The following is a 19,599-nucleotide window of genomic DNA, read 5'->3' on the forward strand; positions in this document are numbered from 1 at the left end:
CTCTCGACGTCGACGTCAGGTCCTCACGGCCGGAGGCCGAGCGGCCCGTACGGTTCGCGATGACCACCTACGTGGAGGTGCCGGAGCGGGAGGCGGACCGGTTCGAGCGCGAGCTGAACGACGTGCTCGAAGGTCTGGCCCTGTACCGGCTCGGGGCCGACGGCCGGATGATCGTGCCGGCCGACGGTGAGAACCTCACCGACCGCATGCCGCCGCTCGGCATCCTGAAGGGCCGCAGCCGCGGGCCGTCCGTCCCCGACATGCTCGGCGGGTTCGAACAGGTGGTACCCCGGGCGATGGACCTGATCGACCAGGCGTTCGGCGACCCGCGCCTGGCGACCCTCGCCCCGGCCCTGACGCGGCGGCAGCGGCATCGGCTCGAACGCGCTATCGGCCAGCGCTTCTCGGTGACCACCGCCCTGGCGTACTCCAGCCGGCTCATCAGCCATCGGATGTCGTTCACCCGGCTCTACCAGGCGGTGGGCGGCCGGCTGCGGCTGAAGGTGTGGGTGCGGTCGCGGCAGGGCGAGGACTGGACCGGCGGCCGGCTGGCCTGGTACCGCATCGACCACTACCCGATCTCCTACAGCGACCTGGGCGCGAGCGAGCAGGTGGCGGACAAGCTCGGCTACCGCGGCGGAGGCCACCTGCGCCTGGGCCCGCTGCACAGCGTCCTGCGCAGGCTGAACTTGCCGGCGCAGTTCAACTACAGCCGTTCCCGGACGGCGATGCTGACCGCGCGCTCCGGCGCGTGGTCCTCGCTGGGTTTCGTCTACGAGGGGCCGGCCCGTGTCTTCCTGTTCGGCACCCGGTACCACGTCGACGTCGAGCTGACCTTCGAGCCGGACGTCGCCTCGGGCGGCACGGTCGGCGGGCTCGCCGGTGGCGCCGTCCGACAGGCCGCCGGCCTCCTCACGAACACGTCCGAGCTCGGCCTTCCGACGCGTACGATCCGCCGCCACGACGACTGGGCCGGCCTCATCCGCTATGCGGTCGCGGAGGGCCTCAGCCCGCTGACCGTCGGCCACTCCATCCCCCGCTCGCCGAGCGCCGACCTGGGCCGGGCCCTCGTACGGCGGCCGCCCGTCGCGCCGATGACGTTCGAGGACCTGTGGGCCTGGGCCGCCGGACAGCCCGAACGGCTGCGCCCCGACGACCAGCCGCTGGAGGTCCTCGGCATCGAGGACCTGTGGCAGGTGGCCGCAAAACTGCTCGAGGCCGCCGGGATCCCGCCCGAGACCTACAGCGACACACTCGACGTCACGGTCAATGAGGACCAGATCATCGGCCGGATGATGTGGGGCGGCCCGGTCGTCCAGGCGTCCGGGGTCGTGCACGGCGACGACGTCGGCGACCGGCACGCGGTGATCTCACTGCGCGGACAGGCGCTCCGGCTGCGCCCCCAGGTCGGCGGGGCCGAGATGTGGGAGACCGACATCACCGACTCCGAGCCGGCGATGATCTTCGTCGGCCGCCGGTCCACCGCCCACACCGTGTCGGGCAGTGCCGACCTGGCCGGTGAGCTGGAAGACGGAGGACCGTACGGGAGCTGGACGTTCCGCAACGTCACCGACACGAAGTTCGACTCGTACGAGGTGCTGTCCGGCCGCTGGCTCACCCAGGAGAACCGCGAGTACCGCCCGCACCGCGGGACGATGCTCTGGGACGTCACGGTGAAGAGCTGGAGCGCCAACGCCCTCGGCACCTGGTCGGTGTCGCACGACCGGATGCAGGTGCTCGTCGTCGGCGGCCTCCTTGTGCTGCGGCCGGCGCCCCAGCCGTACGTCGAGCGTCCCGCCGGCGTCGCGGAGCACCTGCGCCTGGACCGGCTGCCGCTGGTGACCACCTCGGACCGCCTGGAGTGGCCGGAGCTGCGGTACACGCCCGGCGGGCTCAACCCCGTGCTGGCCATGGTGCGGGGCGTCCTTCGGAACGTCGACGAACAACTGCTGTACCGGCAGTGGCACATCGTGGGCGGCAAGCTCAAGACGGTGCGCTCGGGAATGCCGACCACGCTGCACACGATCTTGGAGCACAACGCCCTGATCGGGCACCGCGACACCCTCATGGGCCCCGGTCTGATCCTCCACCTGGCCCGTTCGCTGGCCGGCGCCAGCGAACAGGTCACGCTCGTCCTGCGTGTGGAAGAACGAAAAGACGACTCCCCAGAAGAAGACGAGCCGGCGGACTACACCTACGAGGACACCCGCGCCCGCAACTTCGCCCTGTACCGGCTCAACACCCAACGCCGGGTCACCAGACGCGGGACGACCTCGGCGCACAGCGTGGGCGCGAACGCCGGCACGGCCCGGATGCCCGCCGTCAGCGAGACGGTCAGCGGCACGTACCTCGAAGGCACGGCCGAGGGCGACCACTACGAGCAGATGACGACCGCGAAGGGCGAGATCTTCCGTACCCGCGACGTACTGACGATCCTCGGCGACACGCACGCCTACACCGGCCGGCTGCGGATCACCGCGACCGTCTACCGCAGCTACACCGCGTCCAAGACGCTCCAGGTGCTCACGTTCGGCCTGGCGGACCACGGGCTCGCGCTCATCGTCGATCCCAACAAGCCCGTGCCGGTCGCCGCCACCGACTCGGTGGACATCGTCGAACGGGCTCAGTTCCCAGCGTCGATGGTGCCCGGCCGGCCGCGGGACCTCGCGCCGGTGGCCGAGCGGGTGCGACGGCTGGCCCCAGCGGCAACGCCCGAGCAGGTGCTGACCGACGCCGGACGGACGCTCTTCCCGGTCGGGCGGGCGGACATCCTGCGCCGGGGCGTCGTCCCGGCCGGGATCGACCCGTTCGCGCTGCGCGTCCTGTTCGACCTGTCGATCGCGGTCTTCTCCGGCACGGACGCCGACCGCTCCGTGCCCGCCGTGGTGCGGAGCCTGATGACCGCCACCGGCATCCCGTGGGAGGCCTACGCGGGGCTGCTGAGCCGGCACCAGTTCATCACGAGCTTCCACCTGACACTCGACGGCGGCCACACGTTCCCCTCACTCGTGCGCGAGGACGGACCGGCCACGGACGCGCGCGGCGAGGCGTTCATCCAGACCCGCTTCTACGACCCGGAGCCCCTCGGCTGGGTCGACGGCCGGCTGACCTCCGAGTCGCTCCACATGGCCGAGAACGACCTGATGGACGCCGCCGGCACGACGCTCAACGCGTCGCTGGACAGTGGCCCGGCGCTGGCCCCGCCGGGCGGGAACCCGGTGGTGCCCGTCGAGCCCTCCGTCTCCCTCGGGCAGAGCCACGACCAGGGCGGCACCGCCGGCGAACGGCTCGTCCGGCCGATCGTCTTCCGGCGTCACGTGCACTACCTGCGCGTGGACGCCGGTGTACTGGCCGGACCGCGGATCAGCGGAGCCAACGAACGCCGCGACATCTCCTACGGGGCCGGCGAGTCCCAGCTCTGGTACGCCATGGACCACACGATCGAACTCCTGCTGGACCCGGAGACCGCGCTGGCCCAGCGGATGCTGTTCGGCTCGGAGGGGATCCCGGGCCTGGACGGCCGCCGCTACCTCCCGCACGTCCCGGCCGCCGCTCCGCCGCACGGCAGCCCGGCCGCCGCCGAGGAGCTGAACCGGCTGCGCGCGGCTCTCGGCATGCCCCGGTACGGCGACTGGGCCATGCTCGCCGGACACTACGACCCGGCCGGCCGGCAGGTGGTCCTGAGCGCGATGCGCCACGACGAGACCACGGGCCGCCCGGCATTCGTCACGGAGTATCTGGGCGAGGCCGATTTCGCAGCACGCCTCGCCGGCTTCGACGACCTCGGCGACCGACCCGTCGTGCTGGTCATGGGCGGCCTCGACGTGGCGTTCGCCGCCGGCATCGCGCGGCGAACCGGACGCGACCTGCTGATCACCACCGATGACATCCGGCAGGACCACGACCTCACCACCGGCCGTTGGCTCCTCGTGCCGGCCGACGGCGGCGAGCCGATCGCGTACGGCGCATCCCTGGATGAGGTGCTGACCAGGCAGATCATCCCCCAGCTGCGCGGCACGCGCCTCGACGACGAACCCGGCACGATGTACCCGAGCCCGGCGGTCCACTGGCGGCCCCACCGGGCCACGCCCGCCGGCGAGCAGAACATCCCGGCTCCGGACGGCCCGCCGCCGCCCGAACCCGTGCGGACCACGTCCACCGACGAGCCGGTCCACACCGACCCGCCGGCCGGGCCTCCCTCATCGCTCACTCCTCGGCTCGCCCCTGAGCCGAGCACGCCGGGATGGCACGCCGACATCGTGCTGCACGAGGTCCGGGACGAGAACGGGCGGTTCCAGGGGCTCGCCTCATACGGGCCGAAGGACCTGGCCGCGCGCGCTCCCGCGCTGCCCCACGTGTCGTCTCTGACCACCTACACGGCGTGGCATGCCGACGCCACGGGCGACATGGCGCCGGTCAAGCGGAAGATGCCGTTCGGCGAGAAGACCTTCCACTGGTTCTCGCACGGCACGGCCGGCCGGTTCACCGCCGCCACCCGCGACGAGGGCACCCGCTCGATGGAGGCCGATGAGCTCGTCGAGCTCATCGAGAGCCGGTTGGGCGGATTCACCGACATCGTGGTGTGGTCCTGCCAGACCGAGTCCGCCGTCGACCGTGCCGCCACGCTCGCGCTCGCCACCCGCGTCAGCGAGCTGACCGGTCGCCGCGCCCACGTGCCCGAGTGGGAGACCGCCTTCGACCTGGACCCGGCGACGGGGAAGGCGAGCGCCCACACGTACGCCGATCCGGAGGGGGGCGAGACCGGCTGGTCCTCTGTGTCGCCCCGCCCTGCGACGTCGTCGCAGCCGGCCGGCGTGCTCGTCGAGTTGCCGGTCCTGCCGCGTGAGGGCGAGACGTTCGGCGGCGCGCTGGCGCGGGCCCTCAACGCGAACGCGTCGCTCCTGCCGGAGGGCGACGAGTCCCCGGCTGAGGGCGCCACCCCGGCCGACCGGTTCTTCGCCGGTCTGACAGAGGACGACCTGCCCGTGTCCGCGCCGCTCGCCGACGAGGCGGCACAGGCGCGGATCAAGGACCTCGAGCGCGTCGGCGTCCGGCTGACGGCCGGGCAGCGGGCGCAGGCGGTCCTCCAGAACGATCGGCTCCCCGTCGCGTCGCTGGGTCTCGACCGCGTCCAGCGGTTCCGGCTGGCGATGGAGACCGAGCCGGCGACCGCGGAGACGTGGGCGGAGATCACCGCGGCCCTGGACGCGGCCGCCCGGCGCCTGGGCGTGCGCATCGTCCTCAGCGAGGCCGTGCCCGCCGGGGACGAGCAGCCGGTCCTGCCCGGACCGGAGCTCCGCAACGGGCCCGCGGCTCTCGCCGTGCCGGCGAAGAAGCAGGTGCGGTGGGCGGACGAGGAGGGCGGTGCCCTGACGACCGCCCCAGGCCCGGAGGGCACGCGTTCCCCCGAATCGGAACCGGCCAAGGGCAAGGAGCCGGAACGGGCCGAACGGCGGAGCCCGTGGTACCTGGACTTCGACGCGCTCGGCGAGGCGTCGGTGCGTGGCGTGGACTCGTGGACCGAGGACCAGGTCCAGCTCTGGGCACACCATGTCGCGAGCGGTTCCCGGCACACGGACGACGGCCCGGAGCTGAGCGGCGGCATCCAGCGCGAGCTGCGGGCGATGCTCCGGAGCGACGACCCGGCCGAGTGGGACGAGCTCTTCCAGCGGGGACGCCTGTTCACCGCCGGTGGCCGTCTCGTGTGGCTCCGGCCCGTACCACGGGACGTGCGGGTGGGCACGCAGCAGCCCGGCACGGTCCGCGAGTACAACGTGTCGTTCGCGTCGCTGGCGGCCGGGGGCAAGAGGGCGCGGGAGGTCTCGGCCGGTTTCGACGGCACACTGCTCACGTTCTTCTCGCTCGGCCTGCGGGCGGCCTCGACGCTCATCCCCGGTCTGCCGTCGCTGGGCATGAGCTCGGCGGACAAGCGGGAGGAGGAGTGGGAGGTTCAGGTCATCGCAGGGCGCAAGCTCTTCGTGGGTGGGTACGCGCGCTTCCGCGGCGGCATGGCGGTGCGCGTGTTCGTGGACGGAAGGGAGCGCCCGAACGACGCCGTGCTCCCGGCCCGGTTCGACCTCGACCTGCCGGACGAGCTCACCGCGCCGGGCGCGCCGCGGCCGGAGACGACGGTGCGGACCGTCGGCGGGGGGCGGACGGGACGGCGGCCCTCACAGTCCGCGGAGTCCCTCAACGCGGTCGACCTGATCCCGGTGGTGGCGGAGTTGCAGGGGCGTCTGCTCGGCGCCGGCCTGCCGGCCGAGTCCGTGCTGACCGCGATGGGCGAGGTCATGGAGCACCTGACCGAGAAGTCGGCGCGCAACCGCGATCGCCTGCTGCTCGGCAGCGGCGTTCCGACGAAGAAGGTGCGGGTGCCGACGGGGCACCTGAAGTCCTTCGAGGGACACTTCCTGGTCCGGGCGGACCTCGAGACCCTCCAGTACTTCGGCGACGGCGAGGTGACCGTACGCGAGGACACCGGCAGCGGCCTGACGGACAAGCCGGGACGCGGCAAGGACAGCGGGACCTCCCTGGGCCTCGGCCTCAACGTGGCCGGACTCACCGCCTCCGAGCACCACGACGATTCCGGCACGGGATTCGTGCACGGGCCGGCGCTCACGCTCGCGTTCTCGCGTGCCGCGGGGCACGGGATGGCCGAGCAGACCCTCGGCCACACCGTCCTCAACCGGAAGATGACGCAGGCCCGTTACCGGTCGGGGCTGCGAGTGAACGTGGAGATCCGCTCGACCACGCACGACATCCCGGACGTCTCCACCGTGGTCGAGTCGGAGGTCGGGGTGCCCAAGAGCGAGGCGGCCGACTTCGAACGCCGGCTGACCGGCTCCGCGCGGCCGGCGGAGGACGGGGCCGCGCAGCTCCGGGTGTACGCGTTGCTGCGGACCCCGCGCGGCGTGGTGCCCAAGGAGGCGTACCGCCGCCCGGCGCGCCTCGACCGCGCGATGCCGGTGGACGCCGCCCACGGAGAGCCGCTCGCCCTCGCCGCGCGCCGGGGCCTCGGGTTCGGCACCGGGGCCACGCTGCCCGGTGCGGAACTCGTGCACGAACAGCTCCGGGCGGTCATGCTGCGGAGACACAACGCCGTCTCGAAGGGTGCGAAGGCCGACTGGTCGGAGGCGGATCTGCAACTGGCCGCCTGGTACAGCAGGCCCGCCCTGGAGGCGGACCTGTCGACCACGATGGCCGGGATCGAACGCACCATCCGGGTCGGCGGCCGGGAGTACCGGCTGGCCGCCCGCGCGTACCTGATGGAGCGGCTGAACCGCGCCGGCGCCCCCTACTCCCTGACCGTCAACCTGCGGGCGCTGGCGGCCGCGTCGTCGAACGGGCACCGGGCGACCGAGCTGGGAATCCGGCTGGGGGCCGGGATCGGGGCACGGGTCACGGCGTTCAACTGGCTGCGGTTCGCGCTCGGCGCCGCCGGCGTGCACGGCGGGTACTCCTACTCTCCCAAGCGCCAGCTCACCGGGGGCGTCAAGTCCTACCGCCGTACGGAGACGACCGGCCAGGTGCACGAGCACCCGTGCAACGTGATCTACGGGTTGTCGGTGCGGTCGCCCGGCGGGCAGGCCGACGTCTGGTGGATCGACGAGCGCGGGGACGTCACCGCCCGGATCGTCCTCCCCGAGGAGCACCGGCTCGCGATACCGCCCACGCCGGAGCAGATCGCGGGGGCACGGCGGACCTCCGAGTCCTGGCGGTGGCCGCGGCGTCCGGACGCCGGCCTCACGCGCGGGGTCTCGGGCCTGTACCCGGCGTTCTTCGTCCTGCCCGAGCTGTGGCGGCTGGCCGCGCGCATGTACGCCGAGGCGAACGACCTCACCGACGCCTGGCTGGACGACTCCGGCGCATGGCCGGAGGCGATCAAGAACGCGACGCGTCCGAGCGGGCTCACCGCCCACTTCGCGTCCCTGACGAGCCGGACCGGGCGGTACGTCGCTCTGCCGCGCGGCAAGGACGGCCGCAAACAGGCGTTGCGCATCCGGTTGCGCGGTTACCGGCCACGCCATCTCTACTCCGGCGACGACACCGAGATCGAGCAGTACGCCCAGGGCAACGCCGCCTACAAGGACGAGACCAAGCACAAGTGGGAGGCCGGGCCGACGTTCTCCGCCGGACCGCAGTTCCGTCTGGGCGGCGAGGCCGAGGACCCCCATTCACTGAGCCCGGAGGACGGAGGGTGGAGCGACCACTCGCCGGAGAGCGCGGAGAACACCGGGCCCGGCGGGCGGATCCAGCTCACCGGGCATGCCGAGGCGCGCTGGGAGTGGAAGCGCGAGCGCGCACGGGAGAAGGGCCCGGTGGACATCACCCGGGCCACCTACGGCGGGCGAACCCACACCTACCGGATGGATCCGGTCTTCGAGGTGACCCTGATCCGCTGGAAGGGCAAGTCGATCAGCTGGCGGTCGCGTTACCTGCACGCGACGGACGCGCTCGACGTCGTCATCCCCGAGCGGCGGATCTTCGACCTCGGGCTGACCGCGCCCGGGGCGACGCCGCCCGTCCCACGGCGCCCGACGCGGCACGTGCCGCCCGCCCTGCTGCCGGAGATGTCGTATCCGGAGACGATGGACGCCGAGAACGTGCTGCCCCGGATCGAGGCGTGGCTGCGCGACGAGGGGGTGCTGCGTCCGGGACCGCCGCAGGACCGCCCGAACCTGCTGAAGCGGGAACTGGAGGCGGCGTACTCCTCCGACGCGTTGCGCAACCAGTTCGTCGCGCTCACCGGTTCGGGGGTGGTCCGCTGGATCCCGCTGCCGCGCGCGTTCGGCGCCGTCCGCTACGTGTTCGTCCGGGTCACCGCCAGTGTCGCCGTCGCCGACGAGCAACTGCCGCGGCCCGAGGTGAAGCTGACACTGCGGGACGAGGGGCAGGAGAAGAAGACCAGGACGAAGTCGTCGGGCTTCGGGTACGGGGCCGGTGCCAACCTGCGGACCCGCGCCGGGAAGGAAGGACACGAGGGCGACCACGGAGGGATCGAGGCGAGCGGGGAGTTCCACCGGTCCTCCGCGCGGGGCGCCGAGAAGTCCGAGAAGACGCTGGAGATCTATCGCGCCGGCACGCGGGAGGGGTCTCAGGAGTACCGGCACCGGCTGGCGTTCCGGATCGAGCTCGGGCTGAGCGGTGAGCTGCCGGAGGTCCTCAACGTACCGGCCCGTGGCATGCGGCTCGCCTTCGTGGGCCTGGGCCGGCTCACGCACGCCCGGTGGCCCGGCCGGCTCTGGTACGCCCACGGGATCTTCCTCCGGCACCACGTCGACGAACCGGGCCCCGGCGGCGTGACGGGTCGCGTCCGCCTGCTGGTGCCGGACCACATCGCGCTCCTCGACGCGCCTCCCGGTGGACTCGAGCCCGTCCTCGGGAGGAACCCGGTCTGGGACGGCCGTCCGCTCTGGGACGGGCGCGACCAGGCGGCGGTCGACACGCTCATCGAGAACCTGCACCCATGGGGAGTGCCGTTCGCGGACGCGGTGGAGCGGTGGGCCGGGCTGCCCTCCTCCCCGTACGGCCGTCCGAAGGACCTGAACGCCCCGGGCGCCTGGCGGGTCCCGGGACTCGACTTCACCACCTGGGCGGGGCTGCGGTACCTGCACTTCACCGCGCGGAACACCATCCGGCCGGACATCAAGGACGTGCTGCGCGACGTGTACGAGGTGCCGGTCGGCGGCCGGAAGACGATCGTCGGTGCGGAGATCGTCGCGGCCGAGGTCATCGGCCCGGTCGACGGCACGAACTTCAAGGGCCGGAACTACACACAGGAGTCGGAGGCGGACAAGGACACCTCCGAGCACTCCGGCGGGTTCAACCTCTCCCTCGGTCCCGAGGCCGGCGGCGAGATGGGCACCGCCCGGTCGCTGGGGATCGGCGGGTTCGAGTACGGCCGCGAACACTCGGAGGAGCTGTCCGGCGAGCTGGGCGGCACCGACGAGAGGAACAAGGAGGCCACGCGCCGGTACCGGCACTACCGGTTCACCCTCGACCTCGTCATGCGCGGACACCACGGCACCCTGCGGGTGCGCGCGCCGCGCGGCCTGTACGGGATGCTCCCGCTGGAGGAGAACCCCACGGGGGGGTACCGGCTGGCCGGCGGCCTGGAGGAGTCGCTGCCCGACCTGTTCGGCCGGCCCCGCCGCCACGACGCCGAACACCCGGGCTGGCACGACGACATCGTGCTGCGTCAGGTCCGCGACCGGGACGGGCGGTTCCAGGGCCTGGCGTCATATCCGGCGAATACGGTGCCGTCCGGCGGGGGTTCGCCGACGTCGTACCCGGCTTGGCACGCCGGCGCCGAGGGCGGAGTCGTGCCGGTCGCCCGCCCGCTGCCCGCCGGGTCCGGTGCCGCCGTCTTCCACTGGTTCTCCGACGGCCGGCCGGGGCGGCCCGTCGCGGCCGCGCACGGCGCGGGCGGCCGGCCGATGGAGGGTGAGGAGTTCGCCGGTCTGGTCGGTGCGTGGCTGGACGGGTTCTTCGACATCGTGGTGTGGCCGCGGCAGGTCGGCGCGGTCACGGACCGCCGAGCCGCCCTCGCCTTCGTCTCCCGTGTCGGCGAGCTGACCCGCCGCCGCGTGCACCTGCCGGTGTTGCAGACGCATCCGGGCCTGGACGGGGACGAAACCACCTGGATCTCCGGTGGGCCGGGCGTCGGCGCCGAGACCGACAACGGATGAAGTATCCGGAGCCGGGCGTTAGCGGCATGTGAAATAACAATGACGATCGAGAAAATTCGGCTGACGCGGGCTCGACGGTCAATGCTCCCATTGGTAGCTTCTGGGTGATCATCTGAGCGAAAGCGGAGGTCACCGGCTCATCCGATGGAGTCGGTATCATCGCCATAGATGAGCGTCGTCATATTTGACAAAAGTGGTTCTGGATACGAAACAAAAATGGTTGTTGCTGAATCGCGCGTCGATGCGGCGGCAGGTTTGGAACGTTACACCCGCCCGCGTCGATCCGCCGCCGAGCCGGCCGGACATGAATTGAGGGCACAGTGACTGCCGATCAGGGCGACGCCCGCGAGCCGATCGACGATGGGGACGAGCCGGTCGAAGGCGCGGACAGGGCGATGCCCCCCATCCCGGACTCGATCCGGGAGGCCGCCCGGCTCGCTCCCGACCACTGGCTGGGCATGGTCGACCCCACCTGGACCGGAGAGGGCGCCCCGCCGTCATGGGCGCTGGTCGGGCAGTGGCGGTCCAGCCCGGAGGGCGAGATCGTCGAGTGGCGCGACAACGAGGAGTACCGGCCGTCGCCGTCGGCGCTCGGCTGGCCGGAGCCGGCCGATGAGGTCGACGCGGCGGTGCAGCTCGCCGCCACGGGCTACGGTCCCGGCGAGGCCGTGACCGAGGCGCTGGCGGCGCTGCCGGAGGCGGCGGTCTTCGTCACGCCGCAGGGCGACCTGCTGTCGGCCACCGCCCCGGACGGCACCACTCCCGTGGTCCCCGTCTTCACCTCGCCGGGCTACCTGCACGCCGCGGGCCGGCTGGCGTACGAGCTGATGAGCGTGCGGGACCTGGCCGACCGGGTACCCTCCGGCCACGTCATCTACCTCAACCCCTCGGCCCCGGTGAGCATGACCGTGGACACCACCGTGCTCCGTGACGCACTGGACGGCGTCACCTCGCTCCGCCCCTCCGCCGTCGGCGGGTGACTTCGGGCAACCGGGCACGGTTGGGGGACACCTCTGCGGCGGATGAGAAAAGATCCGGGCAGAATCGGGCAAGGCCGGTGACATCCGGGCGAAAACGGAGTAGATCGGTCTTGAACCCGAACACTGTCGGGTTCGTATGTCTTACTGAGGGCCGCCTTTCGCCGTAGCCGCCTCCGTACGGGGCGAGAGGTTGACCTCGGACCGCCGTGCAGCGGTCACGTGGAGGAGGTGCACCGGTGACCGGCCACCTTCCCCGCCACGACCGAAGCCGTCACCGGAGGTGATCGTGACCCGCTGGAGAAGGGCGTCCACCCGCCGGGACCGAGACCGGCAGCACCCGGCCGTCTCGCCCAGGAAGGGCCGCGCCGGCCGCGCCGGCCGTGCCAAGGACCGGCCCGCGGTCGTGGTCGACGAGTACGACGACCTCATCCTGCTGCGCTCTTCCGCGGACGCGTCACCGCGGCCGGAGGGCGTGGCCGAGCTCGCCCGCTTCCTCAGCGGCGGCGACGACGGGCAGAAGGTGTTCACCGTCGTGGTCGGCGCGGACGGCGCGGACGCCGAGCTCTGGACCCGGCTCGGCGCCGTCCTGGACTCCCTGCGCGACCGGGGCGTGCGGACCGTCCGCCTCGCGCTGTCAGGCGCGGGCGCGTCGCGCTCCGGCCGGCCCGCCATGGCACAGCGCATCGCCGACGCCTGGGGGATCAACGTGATCGCCCCGGACGCGGGCGTGATCATCGTGCCCGGGGGCTCGCTGTTCGCGCTCGGCGCCGACGGGCCCGACCGCGGCTGGCGGTCGTTCACGCCCGGCGCGAAGCCGACGTCGCTCGGCCCGCGCAGCCCCGCGCCGCTCTGGCAGCCCGAACTCGCGCGGCTGCCCGGCCGTACCGCCGCCGGTCACGTCGTCGAGCAGGTTCCGGCCGGGATCCTGGTGCGGTCGGCGAAGGCGCCCGCCACCCGCGCCGGTCACCTCTGCTACGCCGTGCCGGTCGACGGCGACCACCCCACCGTCCTCGTCGACGCCCCCGAGTCCAGCGACGAGCCGGAGGTCCCGGCCGAGGACATCGCGGCCCTGCTGGCCGCGCTGCCGGACCCCACCCGGGCGACGGTCCGGCTCGCCCCCTGCGGTCCGCTGGACCTGCTGAGCGTCGGCCAGGACACCGCCGAGATGCTGGGCGCCGAGGTCGAGGTGCTGACCGGCCTCCCGCTGGTCGTCGGCACCGACGCCGAACCCGACGTACGGCCCGTCCTGATCGGTGCGGACGCCGAGCCGACCTGGGCGCCGTTCGTCGAGGCGGTCGCGTGCCGGCCGTACGACGCGGACGGCCGCGCCGTCGAGCCCCGGCTGGTCCGCTGGCGGTCCCCGATGTCCGGCATCCGCCGTACGGACCCGGCGCCCGTGCCGCTCTCGGACCACTGGCAGGTCTGCGTGACGAGGGCCGGCCTGTCGGTCGGGCCGCGCGGTGAGCAGGCCGACATCGCCGAACGGCCGGTGTCGTCCGGGCAACTGGCCATCGAGGTGAACCTGCGCGGCGCGCCGGCCGACGACGCGCTCTTCACCGACCTGTCCCGTCTGCTGTCCGAGATCGGGACCGGGGTCCGCGACTTCGTCACCATCCACCGGGACCTGCCGTCGCACCAGCCCGCGGGCGAGGACTTCCGCCTGCTGCGGCTGGCGATCGACCACGGTGTCTCGCTGGCGGAGCCCCCGCCGGCCGAGGCGCCGCCGGAGCCCGCGATGTCGGCGGTGCAGACCGTCGCCATCCCACGCTCCCGGCGTCCGCAGGAACCCGCCGTCGCGCCGGCCCCGCGCTCGTCGGAGACAAGAACCGGATTCGCCGAACCCGCCCGTGCCACCGAGTCCATGCCGGCCGGTCCGCCCGCGAACGGCGGCCCGCCCCGGCCGGACGCTCCGCGGATGAACAGCGGTCCGGCGGTTCCGGCGACCGGCGGTCCGACCGCGTACGGGCCCGGCGCTCCGGTGACGAACGATGGGCCGGTGACGCCGTCGAACGGCGGTCCCGCGACGCCCGCGTCCGGCGACGCGGCCACGCCGGGGGAGAGCGCCGAGCCCGCGCCCCGGCGCGACCCGGCGGACTCCGCGCCCGCCGCCACCGAGGGTCCCGGTCGCCCTCCGGGCTCGCCGCCGACTCCCCGCGGTGTCCAGCCGCTCCCGCCGAGGCTGGACCCGATCCCGCTGACCCCGGTCACGCCTCAGTCCCTGACTCCGGCGACTCCCGCCGAACCCGCGACTCCCGCCGAACCCGCGACTCCCGCGACTCCCGCGACACCCGCGACATCCGCGATTCCCGCGACATCCGCGACACCCGCGATTCCCGCGAAACCGGCGGAGCCCGCGCGCCCGGCTGAGCCCATGGAGGTCACGGAGCCGACGGAATCCGCTGCGCCCAGGATCACCACGGAGTCCGCGGCCGCCAGGCCCCCGGCCGCCCCGCCGGAGCCGCCCCGGCCCGCCGAGACGCCCGCGGCGGCGCCGGTCAAGCCGGTCGTGCCGCCTGCCCCGGCTCAGGGAACGCGGCCCCGGCCCCGGCCCCCGGTGAAGGCGGTCCGCCGCAGCACCGAGGCGGAGCGGGCCGAGTTCCGTACGCTCGCCCAGCCGGTGTGGGAACGGCACAGCGCCTCGGTGAACCGGGCGATGACGCGGATGCCCGCGTTGCGCGGCGCCCAGGTGGACGCCGCGCGGACCGACCTGGTCGCGGTGCACATTCACCTCTCGGGCGGAGAGGACGAGCTCGGCCAGGGGGACGGCGGCGTGCCCGCCGGCTACACCGCCTGCCTGAGCTCGGGCCTGTGCCGTCTGCCCTCCTACCGGGGAGTCGTCGTACGCGGCGGGCTGCCCGAAGGGGGCCTGGAGCGGTTCATGCCGGGAAGCGTGGTGCGGGAGGCGGCACCGGTCAGCGCGCTGCCGATCGGGATCGCCGCCGGGCTGTCCGCCGCGGCGGGGGGATACGTCATCTGGTCCGCCACCGGCCGCCGGGTACGCCCGCTGCTGGGTTCCACGCCCGGTGCGGCCTCCGACGAGGTGGTGTTCCCGCCCGGCGTCGCCTTCCGCGTGCTGGACGTACGGTCCGCGGGCCCGGCGCCGGTCGTCCTGATGACCGAGGTGACCGGCGGGGGACCCGTGGACGAGCGGCCCGGCGGGCTGGACGACGCCGACCGGGCGACGCTCGAACGGCTCGACGAGGCCCTGCGCCGGCAGGCGGCCTCGACCGGCGGTGCCTCCGCGGACGCCTGGCCGGCGCGCTGCGCCGAGCCCCTGGGAGAGGGGGCGGCGTGACGTCTCACCGGCGCCTGGAGAGCCGCAGGCGGCCGTCCGCGATCTGATCTCGAAGGAGCATGATCTTGTCTGCAGAGCCAGGGTCCGGCGAACGCACGGAGTCGCTCGGCGTCCGCCGGCCGGTCGAACTGCCGGAGACCGACATGGACGCCGTCGACGATCCGGCGCCGGCCGAGGCGGAGCAGGGCGAGGCCGCCTCGGCCGCCGCGGATGACGCCGACGCTCCCGCGGACTCCGCCGTTCAGGAGAAGGCCGTTCAGGAGAAGGCCGTCCAGGAGAAGAAGGACGACGAAGCCGCGGCGGCGCGGGACATCGCCGCGGCCCCGCCGCCGACGGCCGGTGCAGGCGACGCGATGCCGCCCGATCGGCCGAACAAGCCCGTCCTGGCTGCCGTGGCGATCGGCGGGGCCGTCGTGCTGGCGGTCCCGATCCTGCTGATCGGAACGGGTTCGCACCACGCCAAGAAGCACCCGACCGCCGCCGCGGCCGACACGGTGCTGCCCGGTGCCGCGCAGCAGCCGCCGGGTGCGTTCGTCACGAGCACGCCCACCCCGACGCCGACGCCCACCGCGAGCAAGAAGGACAAGGCCAAGGCCAAGAAGAAGGCCTCACCCTCTCCCAAGCCCTCGGCCGGCGTTCACGCACTGGCCAAGGCCGGGTCCAACGAGAGGCCGTCGGCGAGCGCGCCGTCGACTCTGCGGATCCACGCGCCGCGCGACATCTACCCGGGCAAGACGGTGCGTTCGAACCGCATCGCGTTGACCATGCAGTCCGGCGGCGACCTCGTGCTGCGCGACAAGAGCAACAAGATCATCTGGTCGAGCGGGACGCACAAGCGCGGGGTCTACGCCGAATTCCAGTCCGACGGCAATCTGGTCCTCTACGCCGCCGGCCGGAAGGCGGTCTGGGCGTCGGGATCGTTCGGTCACGACGACTCGACGCTGGTCCTGCAATCCGACTACAACATGGTGATCGTCGACCACGACGGTCACCCCGTCTGGGCCACCGGCACCTACCGGTGATCCGGCCCGCGGCCCGGAGACGGCCCCCGCTGAGCACCCACGCCGTACCGCCGGTCGCGCCCGCGACCGACCTCTAGAAAAGGAAAGAAGACCGTGGCTTCCAAGTCAGGATCTGGCGACCGCGCGGAGTCGCTCGGTGTCCGCCGGCCGGTCGAACTGCCGGAGACGGACATGGAGGGCGCCGGGAACCTGGCGCCGGCCGACTCCGAGCCGGAGAGCGGCGAGGCCGCCGGCAAGGACCAGGAGGACGCCGGCGCCAAGGCGGCCTCGGGCGCCGGGGCGACCGCCGAGGTGAAGGAGCCGGCGGCCGAGACCGCCGCGCAGGCCAAGGGCGGCCAGAGCTTCGCCACGGCGACCGACGTCGCGGTGGCGACGCCCGGAGCCGACGGCGACGGCGACGGGAACGGGATGCCGCCGGACCGGCCGAAGAAGCCGATCCTGGCGGGGGTGGCGATCGGCGGCGCGATCGTGCTGGCGGTGCCGATCCTGTTGATCGGCACCGGTTCGCACCACCCTAAGAAGCATCCGACCGTCGCCGCGGCCGACACCGTGCTGCCCGGTGACGCGCAGCCGCCGGCGGGCGCGTTCACCTCCCAGTCGCCGACGCCCACCCCGACGCCCACGCCGTCCGCGTCGGCGAAGAAGAAGGTCAAGCCCAAGGACGACAAGAACGCCAAGAAGGCGGCCGCCAAGAAGAAGGCCGCGTGGTCGGGCGTCTCCAACGTGCTGCTGAGAAACGCCGGAAGCAAGATGTGCGCCGACATCTCCGGCTACGGGAAGGGGTCGCCCGACGACAAGGTCATGCAGTACTACTGCACCCCCGGTGACGCCGACAACCAGGTCTGGTCGCTCGGCGTGATGCGCGACATGAAGGGACCCGGCGGCACCGCCCTCTTCCTGATCCGCAACACCAAGGACGACCTCTGCATGGACCTGCCCTACTACAAGGGCGTGTCGGCGGGCACCAAGGTGACCGAGTACTACTGCCGGCCCAAGGGCGACAACCAGCTGTGGTACCGGAGCCACACCCGCGGCCACCTGTACCGCATCCGCAACTACTCGAGCCACGGGCTGTGTCTCGGGCCGATCGGCCGCTCCCACGAGCACGCCAAGCAGCTCGAGGTCCACAAGTGCGGAAGCGGCGACGAGTGGTCGTGGCCCAGCGGCGAGTGACCCGTACGCCGGATCAGCTCACCCGGGGCTCGGGGCCCGCCCACCCGGAGTCGTCGCCGGGCATGCCGGCGGGGTCGCACGGATGGCCGATGCCCTGCTGTGCCTGGGCGAGCCGCCGGCGCGCCGCCTCCGCCGCGCGCCGGGCCTCGGCCTGTACGGCCGGATCGTCGGCCAGGGCGGCCGCGTGGTCGAACCAGACCGCCGCCTCGCCGTGCTGCTCGTCATCCGCGCAGCGTTCGCCGGCTCGCAGCGCCGCCGCCACCAGGTCGTCGCGGGCGACGAGCGGACCGGCGGCCATCAGGTGCCGCGAGATCTGCGCGGGGTGGCGGTGCGGCAGCTCACCCAGCGCACGCGCGGCCGCGGCGTGCAGCATCTGACGGCGGGCGGGAGTGAGATCGTGCAACACCACCTCGCGGGCGAGCTCGGGCATCAGGTAACGGCCCATCCGGCCGTCGGCGCCCTCTTCCCAGTCCAGCATTCGGGCGATGACGGCCGCGTCGATGAGCGAGAGCAGTTCCTCGCGCGTGATGGCCCGGATGCCCACGAGGAGCTCGGGGTCGAGCTCGCCTCCGGTCACCGCGAGGGCCTCCAGCATTTTCAGCACGCGCTGGTCGAGCTGGTCCATCCGAGCGCGCAGGACCCGGATGACGGAGGCGGGGAGCCGCGCGCCGGATCCGGTGCGCTGGTCGCCGGGCAGTTCGAGGATCTCGGTGATGAGGAACGGATTACCCTCGCCGCGCCGGTGCAGCGCCGCCGCCTCGAGCTCCCGCGGCTCGCTGCCCATCAGCTCGTCGAACGGCGTGGAGCGGAGCCTCATCAGCTCGTGGACGTCCTCGACGGTGAGCGGGCCCAGCGGGAGCAGGGTGGCGCGGCTCTGCCGGACGAGCAGTGCGAGCAACTCGCGCAGGCCGACGTCGTCGGTGTCCTGCGTCGTGCAGACCACGACCAGCGGCACGTCGCGCAGCAGCGTGGCGTACATCCCGAGCAGCCGGCGGAACCGTCGGCCGGCGCGGTGCAGGTCCTCGATCAGGCAGATGGTGGGCTGGCGGGCCAGCCGCTCGGCCAGGTCGCGGGCGATCGCCTCCGGCTCGCCCTCCACGCGGATCTGCGGGTAGAGCGCCGACAGCAGTTGCCCGAGCGGATTGAACCGGTCGTTCTCGGCCTCTTCCTCCTCATCGGAGGCGGTGTCGATGCCGCAGCGGACCCACACGACGCGGAACGCCAGGTCCGCGGCGCGGGAGGCGAACTCCTCGGCGAGCCGGGTCTTCCCGCTGCCGGACTCTCCGGACAGCAGCACCCAGCGGGTCCGGCCCTCGGCCGCGTCGCCCAGGAGCTCCTCGTAACGGGCCACTTCCCCGGCCCGGCCGACGAGCGGGCGGGCGATGACCGACGGTCGCGCCGGCCGCGCCGGCCGCGCGGGCGGCGCGGCCCGCGCGCCGGGCGATGCCTGCGGGGCGGGCGGCCGTACGGGCTCCGGTGCGGGCAGGTCCTGGCGGAGCACGGCGACGTGGACGCCGCTCAGCTCGGGGCCCGGCACGGCGCCGAGCTCGTCGGCGAGCAGCGTGCGGATCGTCTCGTAGCGCCGCAGCGCCTCGGCGGGCCGCCCGGCCAGGTAGAGGGCGCGCATCAGCAGCGCCCACGCGGCCTCGCGCAGGGGAGACCGTGTGGTGAGCTCCTCGGCGATGAGGGCCGCCCGGTCGTACTCGCGCTGCTGGAGCAGCACGGTGGCGTTCAGCTCACCGGCGGCCATTCTGATCTCCTCCAGCCGGGAGATCTCGCGGGCGGCGAAGGCGTGGTTGGCGGCGTCGGCCAGGGCGGCACCCCGCCACAGGCCCAGGCCGCTCTCGACCTCGTGCCGGGCGTCCTCGAGCCGCCCCTGGGACAGCAGCTCGCGGGCGTGGGTGACCGACTCCTCGAAGCGGGTCGAGTCGCGGGTCTCGGGCGGCGCGTTGAGCGTGTACCCGGCCGGTCCGCTGACCAGCACGGTGCCCTGCCCCCGCCGCGCACGGCCCGGCTCCAGTACGGCGCGCAGGCGGCTGATGTGGGAGTGGACGGAGGAGACGGCGCCCGCGGGCGGACTGCCCTCCCACAGGTCGTCACACAGGCGGTCGGCCGAGACCGGGTGGCCGTCCTCGACCAGGAGGCGGGTGAGCAGCAGGCGTCGCTTGGGCGGGCCCAGGTCGAGCCGGGCCTCGCCGGACCATGCCTCAAGCGGGCCCAGCAGCCCGAACATGACACGGTCGCTCAATGGCTCGCCTTCCACGGTGTGGGCGCCATGACGTCGTCGGTCTCGTGTGCGCCGAACGGGAAAGGGAGGGTCGGCCGCCACCGATCGGCACCCGACAACATCGTGCCTCGGCTGACTGTTCACCTGACAGGTCAGAAACTAATCATTCTGTCGCGTTTCCGGCGGACTGTGACTTCACACGCTGCGGCGACGC

At 73.3% G+C, this 19,599-nt stretch carries 7 protein-coding genes (1 of these 7 cut by a window edge); 6 read left to right on the forward strand and 1 reads right to left on the reverse strand.

What is annotated here, in order from left to right; translation table 11 throughout:
* The 6 genes from ACQEV1_RS05010 to ACQEV1_RS05035 form a co-directional block, all read left to right on the forward strand.
* A protein-coding gene (locus ACQEV1_RS05010) for a scabin-related ADP-ribosyltransferase (protein WP_433391736.1) crosses the window boundary here: on the forward strand, positions 1-10,688 show its final stretch. It extends 65,815 nt beyond the left edge of the window; the window shows 10,688 of its 76,503 coding nt (coding positions 65,816-76,503); its start codon lies off the left edge, out of view; its stop codon occupies positions 10,686-10,688.
* A 168-nt stretch (positions 10,689-10,856) separates the two neighbouring features.
* Positions 10,857-11,012 carry a hypothetical protein gene (locus ACQEV1_RS05015; protein WP_285633096.1) on the forward strand — a complete coding sequence of 52 codons (156 nt, stop codon included), beginning with the start codon at positions 10,857-10,859 and terminating at the stop codon, positions 11,010-11,012.
* Positions 11,009-11,668, forward strand: a complete 660-nt coding sequence (locus ACQEV1_RS05020) for a type VII secretion system-associated protein (RefSeq protein ID WP_285633093.1) — start codon at positions 11,009-11,011, stop codon at positions 11,666-11,668. Before ACQEV1_RS05015 ends, ACQEV1_RS05020 begins: the two co-directional genes overlap by 4 nt.
* 286 nt (positions 11,669-11,954) lie before the next feature.
* Positions 11,955-14,963 (forward strand): hypothetical protein, encoded by a 3,009-nt coding sequence (locus tag ACQEV1_RS05025; RefSeq protein ID WP_433391741.1) that lies wholly within the window; start codon positions 11,955-11,957, stop codon positions 14,961-14,963.
* Positions 14,964-15,028: 65 nt separating this feature from the next.
* On the forward strand, positions 15,029-15,985 hold the full coding sequence (locus ACQEV1_RS05030) for a hypothetical protein (RefSeq protein ID WP_433391743.1): 957 nt from the start codon (positions 15,029-15,031) through the stop codon (positions 15,983-15,985).
* 93 nt (positions 15,986-16,078) lie between these two features.
* Positions 16,079-17,158 carry an RICIN domain-containing protein gene (locus ACQEV1_RS05035; RefSeq protein WP_433391745.1) on the forward strand — a complete coding sequence of 360 codons (1,080 nt, stop codon included), beginning with the start codon at positions 16,079-16,081 and terminating at the stop codon, positions 17,156-17,158.
* Positions 17,159-17,171: 13 nt separating this feature from the next.
* Here the strand turns inward: ACQEV1_RS05035 and ACQEV1_RS05040 are convergent, their stop codons facing one another.
* Positions 17,172-19,406 (reverse strand): BTAD domain-containing putative transcriptional regulator, encoded by a 2,235-nt coding sequence (locus ACQEV1_RS05040; protein ID WP_433391747.1) that lies wholly within the window; start codon positions 19,404-19,406, stop codon positions 17,172-17,174.
* Positions 19,407-19,599 lie beyond the last annotated feature (193 nt).

The organism is Actinoallomurus sp. CA-142502 (genome assembly GCF_050936355.1).
Taxonomy (GTDB): Bacteria; Actinomycetota; Actinomycetes; order Streptosporangiales; family Streptosporangiaceae; genus Actinoallomurus; species Actinoallomurus iriomotensis.